Annotated in this window: 7 protein-coding genes and 1 tRNA gene; 5 read left to right on the top strand and 3 right to left on the bottom strand. The window is 35.2% G+C overall.

The genetic code is table 11. From position 1 onward, the window contains the following. Window positions 1-40: 40 nt before the first annotated feature. A complete protein-coding gene (locus tag V5N67_RS06220) occupies window positions 41-364 on the bottom strand; it encodes a HesB/IscA family protein (RefSeq protein WP_332061030.1) in 324 nt (107 codons plus the stop codon). Window positions 365-473: 109 nt separating this feature from the next. Between V5N67_RS06220 and V5N67_RS06215 the strand changes: the two genes are divergently transcribed. The 4 genes from V5N67_RS06215 to V5N67_RS06200 all read left to right on the top strand — a co-directional run bounded on the left by V5N67_RS06215 (window position 474) and on the right by V5N67_RS06200 (window position 7902). Further along, the gene (locus V5N67_RS06215; RefSeq protein WP_332061029.1) at window positions 474-1670 is read left to right on the top strand and encodes a deoxyguanosinetriphosphate triphosphohydrolase; all 1197 of its coding nucleotides are present in this window, start codon (window positions 474-476) and stop codon (window positions 1668-1670) included. 30 nt (window positions 1671-1700) lie between these two features. Continuing rightward, window positions 1701-3458 carry an arginine--tRNA ligase gene (gene argS / locus V5N67_RS06210; RefSeq protein ID WP_332061028.1) on the top strand — a complete coding sequence of 586 codons (1758 nt, stop codon included), beginning with the start codon at window positions 1701-1703 and terminating at the stop codon, window positions 3456-3458. A 148-nt stretch (window positions 3459-3606) separates the two neighbouring features. Then, window positions 3607-6138 carry an SPOR domain-containing protein gene (locus V5N67_RS06205; RefSeq protein WP_332061027.1) on the top strand — a complete coding sequence of 844 codons (2532 nt, stop codon included), beginning with the start codon at window positions 3607-3609 and terminating at the stop codon, window positions 6136-6138. 657 nt (window positions 6139-6795) lie between these two features. After that, the gene (locus V5N67_RS06200) at window positions 6796-7902 is read left to right on the top strand and encodes a branched-chain amino acid aminotransferase (RefSeq protein WP_332061026.1); all 1107 of its coding nucleotides are present in this window, start codon (window positions 6796-6798) and stop codon (window positions 7900-7902) included. Window positions 7903-8010: 108 nt separating this feature from the next. Here V5N67_RS06200 and glpX read toward each other — a convergent pair whose 3' ends face one another. Both glpX and V5N67_RS06190 read right to left on the bottom strand, forming a co-directional pair. Then, entirely contained in the window at window positions 8011-8997 is a 987-nt protein-coding gene (gene glpX / locus V5N67_RS06195) for a class II fructose-bisphosphatase (protein WP_332061025.1), read from the bottom strand. Between the two features lie 155 nt (window positions 8998-9152). Then, complete coding sequence (locus V5N67_RS06190) at window positions 9153-10469, bottom strand: homoserine dehydrogenase (RefSeq protein WP_332061024.1); 1317 nt, start codon at window positions 10467-10469, stop codon at window positions 9153-9155. A 1222-nt stretch (window positions 10470-11691) separates the two neighbouring features. Between V5N67_RS06190 and V5N67_RS06185 the strand changes: the two genes are divergently transcribed. Next, a tRNA-Glu gene (locus V5N67_RS06185) sits at window positions 11692-11766 on the top strand. The last annotated feature ends 265 nt before the right edge of the window (window positions 11767-12031 follow it).

Raw genomic sequence — 12031 nt, 5'->3', positions numbered from 1 at the left:
TGATAATCTTTTCAAGAAGCAATATTACAAAATCACCACGCTAAATTGAAAAGCTTACGCCGCAACCGCACGATGAGACAGCATTAGGGTTATGAATTTGAAAAGACTGTCCCATAAGATCATCAACAAAATCAATTTGAGCTCCCTCCATAAAAGGAAGAGATATTGAATCGATAAATACAATTGCCCCATCTTTTTTAAGAACAAGATCATCTTCTTTACTTTCGGAAACTAAATCATATTTATAAGAAAAGCCTGAACACCCACCACCTTCAACGGAAATACGCAATCCTATCTTATCTGGTTCACTTAAAAGTATTTGTGCAATCCTCTTGGCAGCAAAATCTGAAATATTCACGCTCATTTTTCATACATCCTTGCATTAAACTGTCAAGAAAAGGTATCCTAAACAGATACAAAGTGATTAATAATAAAAAAACTTGAATTTAAAGTAAAAATGGATAGCTTGCAATATGGATATCAGCAATATCACTTACCCATCTCGAGCAACATACAGTGCTAACCCAAAGACAAGCCGCGGTAGATTATTCCACGAAACTGAAAGTGCCATACGCTCACCTTTTCAAAGAGATAGAGATCGTATTATTCATTCCAACGCATTTCGCCGTCTTAAACATAAAACTCAAGTATTTATTGCTGATGAAAGCGATCATTATCGTACTCGACTTACACATTCGATAGAGGTTTCTCAAATCGCACGGACATTAGCCCGTACACTGCATCTTGATGAAGATCTTGCCGAAGCCATTGCCCTCGTTCATGACTTTGGACATACACCCTTTGGCCATGCAGGAGAAGATGCACTAAACGAAGTAATGGCAAATTATGGGGGGTTTGATCACAATGCACAAGCATTACGCATTGTTACAAATCTGGAACAGCGTTACCCAAACTTTGATGGACTTAATCTTACTTGGGAAACACTCGAAGGGCTTGTGAAACATAACGGTCCCCTTTTAGGTCCTTATGCTAAAGGAAAAGACATCCCTCTTGATATTCTACAGTATAATGCAAAGCAGGATCTTGAACTTGACTGCTTTGCAGGACTAGAAGCACAATGTGCCGCTATTGCTGATGATATTGCTTATAATGCTCACGATATTGATGATGGTTTACGTTCACACTTTTTAACAATTGATCAATTTGAACAAGTTTCGCTGACTGCAGCGTTATTAAAAGATATAAAACAAGAGTATCCACAGCTTGACCAAACTCAGCGTGGCTATGAACTGGTGCGTAGACAAATAACAACCATGGTTGAAGATGTTATTAAACAATCACAAAAAAATTTAATGCATATCAAACCAACAAGCGCAAACGATGTCCATCAAGCAAAACAAGCTATTGTTACCTTTTCACCTACAATGATTATTTATGAAAAAGAACTAAAAAACTTTCTATTTGAAAATCTTTATTATCATGATCAAGTCCTTAATCGCCGTAATGCAGCAAAATGCATTGTACAAAACTTATTTGACTGTTATTATAAAAACCCCGATCTCATGCCAAAAAGCTGGCAAATCAAAGCAATACATTTAACAGATCAAGAATTAGCACGTCTTATTGCTGATTTCCTTTCAGGCATGACCGATCATTACGCTCTACGTGAACATCGCCATTTATTTGACCACACAGATAATTTTGTTTAATTGGTTTTGAATATATTATGGAAATGAGATATGAATATCTTTAAAGATTTCGAGAAAAGAATTAAAAAATCACTTGAACTATCTGATATAAAAGAAAAAAATGGAAAGAGCTTAGATTTATCAAAAATCACTGTTGATCCTCCACGTGATTCTTTACATGGTGATTTATCAACCAACGCTGCTATGGTGCTTGCAAAGTCTGTTGGATTTAATCCACGTGCGCTTGCCGAGAAAATTATAGAATCTCTTAAAAATGATCATTTTATTGAGCATATTGAGGTTGCTGGTCCTGGGTTTATCAATATCAAACTTACAAAATCATTTTGGCAAAATACAATAAAGTCCATGCTTGAATCAGGCATGTCATACGGTCGAATCCCCATGGGGGAAGGGAAACGCATCAATGTTGAGTATGTTTCAGCCAACCCAACAGGTCCAATGCATGTTGGACATTGTCGAGGTGCCGTTGTTGGAGATGTGTTTTCCAATTTGCTACAATTTGCTGGCTATAACATTACAAAAGAATATTATATCAATGATGCTGGTAGACAAATCGAAGTACTCGCCCATTCTGTATTGTTACGCTATCGTGAAGCTCTTGGACAGAAAATTAATGAAATTCCAGAAGGATTGTATCCTGGTGAATATCTGATCCCATTAGGGCAGTCACTTGCTCAAGAATTCGGTGAACAATTACTTACTATGGATAAAGATGAAGCTTTATCTATAGTAAAGGAGCGTGCAATTAACGCAATGATGTCGATGATTCGCGAAGATTTAGCTGCCCTTAATATTCATCATGATATCTTTTTCTCTGAACGAACGCTTTATAAAAATAATGCACAAGCTATACAGGACACAATCAATGACCTCACTTTAAATGGTTACATTTACAAAGGTAAGCTACCTCCACCAAAAGGACAAAACGCAGAAGATTGGGAAGCAAGCGAACAAACCTTATTTCGTTCAACTGATGTTGGAGATGATCAAGATCGCGTTTTAGTTAAATCTGATGGTTCTTACACTTATTTCGCTGCTGATGTTGCGTATTTTCGTGATAAATTTAATCGTCATTTTGATGAAATGATTTATATTTTAGGCGCAGATCATGCCGGCTATGTAAAGCGGCTAGAGGCGATGGCAAAAGCAGTTTCTGGCGATAAAGCTAAATTGAGTGTTTTCCTATGTCAACTAGTAAAACTCTTTCGTAATGGTCAACCTGTACGCATGTCGAAAAGAGCGGGATCATTTATCACTCTGCGTGATGTTGTAGAAGAAGTTGGCCGTGATCCAGTGCGTTTTATGATGCTGTATCGTAAATGTGAAGCACCCCTTGATTTTGATTTTTCGAAAGTGACAGAACAATCAAAAGATAATCCTATTTTTTACGTACAATATGCCAATGCACGCTGTCACTCAGTTTTTCGTCAAGCAAAAGAAATACTTTTCATTGAAGATCTTTCAAATGAGACAATGATTGCGCATCTTAATAGATTAACAGATGACAATGAAATATCATTAATACGTAAACTTGCTGAATACCCAAGAGTTATTGAACAGTCCATAGTTCATAGAGAACCGCATCGATTGGCGTTTTATCTCTATGACCTCGCTTCAAACTTTCACGCACATTGGAATAAAGGAAGTGATGCTCCAAATTTACGCTTTATTCAGCCTAATGATAAAGAGATATCATTTGCCAGACTAGGATTGATACAAGTTATCATGAATATTTTAACATCAGGACTTACAATTATTGGAGTAGAAGCGCCAATAGAAATGCGTTGAAAAATTTTTAAAAATACATAATAATTTAAAAATACATAATAATATGTGTTTTGTTAACAGAATTTTTCATATATTCTTTCGTAGTATATAATAAGTTAAAGTGAATCATTTATTGCACTCAGATGCAAATAATCATGTGAGAGAAGTTATGAGCGACAACGATCGCAAAAATCCGTACGAAGTAAAACAGGATCATGCACAACATGATTCTTTAGAAAGGCTTACACAAATTTTTAATTCGAACAGACAAAATAAAAATCAGAACTCTCCATCCTCTTTACAGCCTGATCAATTAAGGTCTCAAGTCTCTGAAACTCCATTCCATGATGAGGGAGTTGATTTGTCCTTTCTAGAAGAAGAATTTGAAAATAACTTAACTGATAGCTTGCCATTTGATGAGCAAGGTGAGCAATGGGGTTTACACAAAACCAGTAAAGAAACAACTTCAACAAATTCTGCAAAAGCCAATGTTCCTAATTATTCAGAACAGAATAACTTTTTGTCCGAAGAAACTCATTTTTCGCCTATCGGTCATGATGAAGAGCAGATTTTAGACGCACTTTCGCCGTTACCCATTCAAAAGGAACAGCTATCTCAGAATAGAAAAAGCAATCCCTCTGTTGATCCTTTTTCTAAAAAAGGTGACTTTAATGTACAATCAGAAGATTTCTTTTTTGATGAATTTAATTTACAAAACAATGACACGCCCACTGTTGCACCTCACGAACAAACGGCGCTTTATTCACAAACAACTGCACCTCAATCAAAAACTCCCAACGTACAACGAAATTATGATGAAAATCAGAATCCTTATAACACTCCCATAAATCATTCATATGAAGTATCAGATGATAAAAAAAACTGGGATCGAGAACAGCATACTAATGTATTAAATCCCTCCATAGAGGTAAATACCGCTTTTTCACATTCTGACATTACTCCAGAGAAAAGTGACACTGCAAGAAGTGAATTCCATGATAGCTTTTCATCTGCTTTTGGTTCAGCACAAGTTGACAATGTATTTGATTCAAAAGACTTTTCACAAAAAAATCATACAACTAGCCATCTTCAGTTTAACGAAGAACGATTTTTAAAACAAAATAAAAAAAATTTTGAACATAATAACACTCAAACCCAATATATCAGCACGCCCGAAAATATTTTTGATCAAAACAATGAGAAAAAAGTTCTGTATAATCAAAAGAACTTAAATGATACACAAACCTCACCAAAAAGCTCTAGTTCACAAACAAATGTTTCTCGCACGCATAATCATCCCCACAGAGATGATAATCCTCCTCCCGCTATTGATACTTATAAATTTACAGAAAATGTCGTAGAAAAAACTGGACCAATCATGGTTCCAGAGGTTCCTTATGAAGCTCCAGAATATGGTGTTCCTGCAGATGGTCTGAAAGAAGAATTTTCTGACGTATTTAATATAGGAAATGTTCCAGAAAAACATTCTTCATCACAAAAACAAAATGAAGCTCTCAATGAAATCTTTCACCAAACTGCGCAAAATTTAGAAGCCAGTGCAAATATAGCGGATATAAATGCCAAAGAACAAAATGCAGATTATTTTCCCACTGACAACATGGAGCATTATCCCTCCTCTTTCACTCCAAATTCACCATATAGAAATGCGGATAAAATTTCTGACAAGGCGTCAAAAATTTTTGCCTCAAAAACTTTTATCGCTAACAAAGTTTTTAGCAAGAGTGTTGTTTTCCTTGTCTTGATAATAATTGGCTTTTTTGGTTATTTTCGTCTTTTTACGTCATCGCATAAAAATGATGGTTCGCTCATTATCCATGCTGATAATACGCCTTTTAAATTTAAGCAAGAAACAACGGAAACTGAAAATAGTGTTGCTCATAATTTAAATATTTATAAGCAAGAAAATGAACAAAATGAGCAACAAGAAAACACGCAGCAGTTTCTTATTGATGATTCTGAATCGCCTCATGATTTAACATCATCAAATCAACAAGAATCTGAAAGCTTTTCATCCTCTTCTAATGAATCTGATGTTGAAGATGCAGTTACAGAGGCCATTAATCATACTGTTCCAACGCAAGAAGTACAAACTGTTATTGTAAAACCAGATGGCACAGCCGTACTTGTTCCAATGCGCTTTACAGACAAAAAAGCTGATGATAATTTTGAAACAATTGATGAAATTACCACAGATCAACCCCAGGAGGAGTCTTCTGTTTTTTCACAAGAATCTGATATAAATAATCAAGATGCAGAACATGATTTGAATGTTGATAAGGTAATTGCAGAAGATACTTCTAGCTCTAACATTGAGAAAGAAACGCAAAGTCCATTTACATCTGTACCAATTCCTTCGTATGCGAAACCTCATTTAAACGCAGAAACGCATGCCACTTCTCATTCAACTTCATCAACCCAAGAAGAAACACAAGATTTAGAAAATTATTACGTACAACTAGCATCTCAACCAACATCTGCATTGGCTAAAGATTCCTTAAACAGTATAAAAGCTAAATTTGGATTTCTTATTGGTACCCGTTCTTTAAATATTTATCCAGCTCTTATCCCAGGGAAAGGTACTTACTATCGTGTTCGTATCCAAACTCAAAACCGTAATGAAGCTATAAACCTTTGTGAAGATATCAAAAGCTCTGGAGGAAATTGTTTCGTCACACGTTAAAAAATAATGCAATGGGTTTTAACAACCGTTGCATTATTTATTTTGATAACAGTGATTAGCTTTAGGATTAAGATCGCATCATTTTTTTTATGATTTTGAAATAATTTTACTTATTAATGTGCGTTTTATTTCTTCCACTTTATCTAAAAGATTTTTTTATAAGTTAAAAATGACATCATAATTTTATAGATATAGAATAATAGAAATGTTGTGATGAAACGTTTTTTCTGAATTATTATCATTTGAATTTATTTTGTAGAATTATATTTATATGTATATTTTGAAAAAAAATTTAAAAAATCATAAATAATCTAATAATAACAATAATAATAAATTTATTAAGCAAATTATACTATTATTTATATTTTCTATAGTTAGATAAATTTTTCTAATTATAAATATTTATTTTTTTAGTTTTTACCATCAATTATTGAAATGGCAACTATACATGAAATTATTCAAATAATTATTTGAAAAAGATAAATATACATAAAAAATATAGTCAAAAAATACATTTAAATAGTCTTTTCTTTGAGTGCTGTAATTAAATATTGACTCAAAGTGGTTGCTAATCATAATGTTTTAATGAAAGTGTTTTATGTATTTTTAAATAAAAGATACATAAAAATACAGCATCTCCCCTAGAAGGTTTTACTGATGAGAATTCCTACATCGTCGCTTCCATTTAAAATAGAACAACACAATTCTCCCCTATCAGATGAGAATCGTGAAAAAATTTTAAAAAATCCTGGTTTTGGTCAATTTTTTACAGATCATATGGGAACCATCCAGTGGACTGAAGGTAAAGGTTGGCATAATGCTGTCATTTCTCAACACAAACCTTTAGAAATTAGTCCAGCAAGTACCGTTCTGCATTATGCACAGGAAGTTTTTGAAGGTTTAAAAGCATACCGCGCAAAAGATGGGCGTATCCTGTTATTTCGCCCTGATGCTAATGCACAACGTTTTACTGAATCGGCACGACGGTTAGCTATGCCAGAACTGCCAAAAGATATCTTTTTAGACGCAGTGAATCAGTTAGTCAAAATTGATCAAAAATGGGTTTCTGATCATCCAAATGCCAGCCTTTACATACGCCCATTTATGTTTGGCAATGAAAACATTTTGAAAGTCCACCCTTCTCGAGAATATATCTTCTGCATCATAGCGTCTCCAGTTGAATCATATTTTAAAGAAGGAGAAAAGTCTGTCAGTGTATGGCTTGAAACAGACTATAGCCGCGCTGGTCCAGGTGGAACAGGTGCTGCCAAATGCGGAGGGAACTATGCAGCAAGCCTGCTTGCACAAAATAACGCAACACAAAATAATTGTAGCCAAGTGCTCTTTCTCGATATGGTAGAACATAAGTGGATTGAAGAATTAGGTGGTATGAACGTTTGTTTTATTATGGAAAATAACACACTTGTAACGCCTGCACTTAATGGCACTATTCTTTCAGGAATAACGCGTCATTCAATTTTGAAGCTAGCACAACAAATGGGTTTAACAATAGAAGAGCGTCCTTACTCTTTTGAAGCTCTCAAAGAAGACGCACAAAGTGGCTACCTAAAAGAAGCCTTTGCTTGCGGTACTGCTGCCGTTATCACAGCAATTGGTCGTTTCAAATATAAAGGTGGAGAATTTGTTATTGGCAATGAAATAGTCGGCACAGTTACAGAACAGCTTCGTACACAATTGGTCAATCTCCAAAGAGGAAATACAGAAGATAAAAATGGTTGGGTACACTCCGTTCCACTATCATAATGATAAAAAATATTTTAAAAACACAACCCATAGAGGATCTTTTCTCGTAGAAGCATACTTCACAAAAAAGTGATCCTCTCTCATCTTTCACAGTAAAAGCGAAAGGCATCAATCAAACTTGGAGTGATCTCTATGCTGCGCTTTAATATTACGAATTGTACCAGTATGTGAGCGCATCACAATAGTCTCCGTTTGAATATAGCGAGAAGTAAATTTGACACCAGAAAGCATATTTCCATCAGTTACACCTGTTGCAGAAAACAAAACATCACCTTTTGCCATCTCTTCCATTGTGTAAGCCTTATTGGGATCATCGATCCCCATCTTGGCTGCACGTGCAATTTTTTCTTCTGTATCGAGCTGTAAACGTCCTTGTATCTGTCCACCAATGCACCGTAAAGCTGCAGCAGCTAATACACCTTCTGGTGCTCCACCAATGCCCATATAGATATCAATGCCCGTTTCATCTGGATCAGTTGTATCAATAACAGCAGCAACATCACCATCACCAATTAAACGAATAGATGCACCCGTTGTACGCACCTCGTCAATCAGTTTTGCATGACGAGGACGATCCATAACGCAAACGGCAATCTGATTAACAGCGACTCCCTTAGCCTTTGCAAGAGCATGAACATTATCCGCAGGACAAGCATCTATATCAACCACCCCCTTTGGATAACCAGGGCCAATAGCAATTTTTTTCATATAAACGTCAGGTGCATAAAGCAAATTACCTTTCTCAGCAATTGCGACCACAGCCAAAGAATTGGAAAGGTTTTTAGCACAAATTGTAGTTCCTTCAAGGGGATCAAGCGCAATATCAACTTCTAACCCATTTTGAAAACCGACCTTCTCTCCGATATATAACATTGGAGCTTCATCGCGTTCACCTTCGCCAATTACCACTGTACCCTCAATAGGTAAACGATTAAGTTCCTGACGCATTGCATCAACAGCAGCTTGATCAGCAGCTTTTTCATCACCACGCCCACGCCAGCGTGCAGCTGCAACAGCAGCGCGTTCAGTCACGCGTACCAATTCAAGCGTTAGGATACGGTCAAGTCCATTTAAAGTCTTCTGAATTTTGGGCATGTGAAAAATCCTATCGAGTAAATATGAGCGTACAGATATTAGCATTCATTGCAAAACATTAAGAATAAAGATTTTTGCAAAGATGAAAGCTTTCCACAAGAGAAAAAACACTCAGCTCTCTCCTTATCATGATATAATAAATCGTCAACTTTATGCTATCTCATACGTTCAATACGAATAAATTGGGACTTTGCAACAAGATAACCATCCTTTTCAATTGCTGCAAGCGCCTGTTGTATATTCACTTCTGTTGTTTCATGCGTTATTAAAATGATTGTTTTTGTTTCAACAATTTGACTTTCCAAAAAAGGTCTTTGTACAATCGATTCTAAAGAAATATGATTATCAGCCATATGCTTTGCAACTGTTGCAAAAACACCAGCGCGATCATGAACACTCAAACGAATAAAATAGCCACCTGCATGATGAGCAATACGCGCTTTTTTATAGGGAGCAAGCATCAAAGCTGGTGTCCCTAAAACAGGCGCATACTGAAAATGAGGACGCGCTTTCGCTATATCAACCAAATCGCCAATAACTGCTGATGCTGTTGCTACTCCTCCAGCCCCAGGACCAGAAAGTAGTAATTCACCTAATAAATCACTTTGAATAGAAAGAGCATTTGTCACACCATGAATCTGCGCAATCATTGATGATGTTGGTACCATTGTTGGATGAACACGTTGCTCAATTCCAGAATCGGTTTTTAACACAACCCCTAAAAGTTTAATCCGATAACCCAATTCATCAGCCGCACGGATATCAATCTGTGAAATATTGCTGATTCCTTCAACATAAACATCATCCAATGAAATGGTAGTTCCGAACGCTAAACTGGTCAATAAAGCTAATTTATGAGCAGTATCATTTCCTCCAATATCAAAAGTTGGATCAGCTTCAGCATAACCAAGCCTTTGCGCGTCTGCTAAACAATCTTTAAATGAAAGACCTTCAGTAAACATGCGTGTTAATATATAATTGCATGTTCCATTCAAAATGCCATAAATCCGTGATACATGGTTACCTGAAAGTGATTCTCTCATCGCTTTGATAATAGGAATTCCACCCGCAACCGCAGCTTCAAAATTAAGGAAAACGCCTCTTTTTTCTGCACTGACAGCAAGTGCTCCTCCATGTCGAGCAAGGAGTGCCTTATTGGCAGTAACAACGTGGTGTCCCACATCAAGTGCCTTCTTAACAGCTGCATGCACAATATCTAATTCACCACCAATTAATTCAACAAAAACGTCAATTTTATCAGAAGCTGCCATTTCTACAGGCGAATCAAACCATTTTACATCACTTAGATCAATTCCACGATTACGATCTTTATTACGCGCGCTAACAGCAACAACTTTGATTGGTCGTCCGCACCGGCAAGCCAAATTATTTTCTTTTTCACGTAGAATCCGAATAACTGCAGTCCCAACTGTACCCAGACCTCCAATACCAACCTTCAAAGCTTCTGCCATTACTTAAACTGCCTATCTTTTAACCTTCACTTAAAAATATTTTAATTACACGTAACGCAGCACAAATGATACCTATCAAAATAATATATGTGAACGCTTATCAACACATATGGACACTTACCCACCCCTATAAACAAAAAGCCAATCCCCAGCAAAACAATATCCAACTGCTCAATCAAAAACTTTAAAAAACACAAATATCGATATTTTTTGAAAATAAAAACCAACATACATAGTGCAGCTTCAAAAGCTAGAAGTTATTATTAGCATAGCCTCAAGTCACTAAACATTGTGCTGCTTTTATGCATTTCTTAAACCGTTACAACATCAAAACTGTCACTATTTAAGAGGATTTTCACTTCCTTCCTAGATTATACTGCATATTAAAAACGTAAATCATAATACTTGAATTATAGGCAACACAACCGTGAAATATGACAAAAACTACAATAATGATAACATTTATAGCTTTTGGATATTTCAGACAACTTAAGTCTATTGCATCTAAAAATATCAACCAATTACGACTTACAGAGATAAACCAATGATATCAAAAATCTCTATCTGTGTAACACTTTTAAAACAAAAAGTGATTGCTTCAAGCATAAACAACAACAAATTTAAAAACTTTTTCTAGTTTTTTTATGAGTAATATGGAATAAAAAAGTGACTATTAATTTCCACTTTGTTCAATATGCCTTAATGCTTTCTCAGCTTCACGATACGCGCCCTCTCGCATTTTAATTAAATTCAATGAATTTTTGGCTTGTACTTTAGAAGCAGCTTTTACACGCTTCACATCATTTTTTAGCGTATCTACAAGTGTTTGTCGTTCTATATTTCGTAAATTGCTCTATAACAGCTTATGGTTTTATTGCCTCATCATAGATGACCATTCCCTTTCATGAAAGATCTTTGAGAAAGTAAAACAATATTTTCATCGCGCATATATCCAACAATAACGGATAAAATACTTCCTAAAAATCTCATTCGATTCCTCAAAAAGCATCATCCAATTATCGTTGTACTAATTTAAATCTTCCTGTCAGCTGTTATAATTATTTTATATTTTTTCATACAAAATTCTAAAAAATAAAATAATCTAGGTAAAAAATAACATAAAGATATTCAAATTAGTTCAATAAAACATGTTTTTTTAAAAAAATCACATATAGGGCTTGCGAAGTAAAAAGATACTCTCTATAAGCCTCATCACTGGTTTGCGCCCATCGTCTAGCGGTTAGGACGCCGCCCTTTCACGGCGGAAACAGGGGTTCAATTCCCCTTGGGCGTACCACTCTCCTTTTTATATTGCTTAATGTTTTGATTTTATTTACATTTTTTAATTATTTATACTATTATGAATAATTAAATAAGGTTAGAGAATGAAATTTTCTAGCATTTCTGCGTACTGAGAATCGTAAAATTTATTAGATAACTGATTTTCCATTCTTTTCAAGGATAGTGATTTTTTGCACAATTAATAATAAATTAAAAATCCATCAAAATAAAATATTTCAGTTATTATAATTTGTAATAAAATAATAATTTTTAAGCTATAC

The sequence above is a fragment of the Bartonella rhinolophi genome, assembly GCF_036576165.1.
In the GTDB taxonomy this organism is placed as follows: domain Bacteria; phylum Pseudomonadota; class Alphaproteobacteria; order Rhizobiales; family Rhizobiaceae; genus Bartonella.
This window is presented reverse-complemented; position numbering and strand designations above follow the sequence as displayed.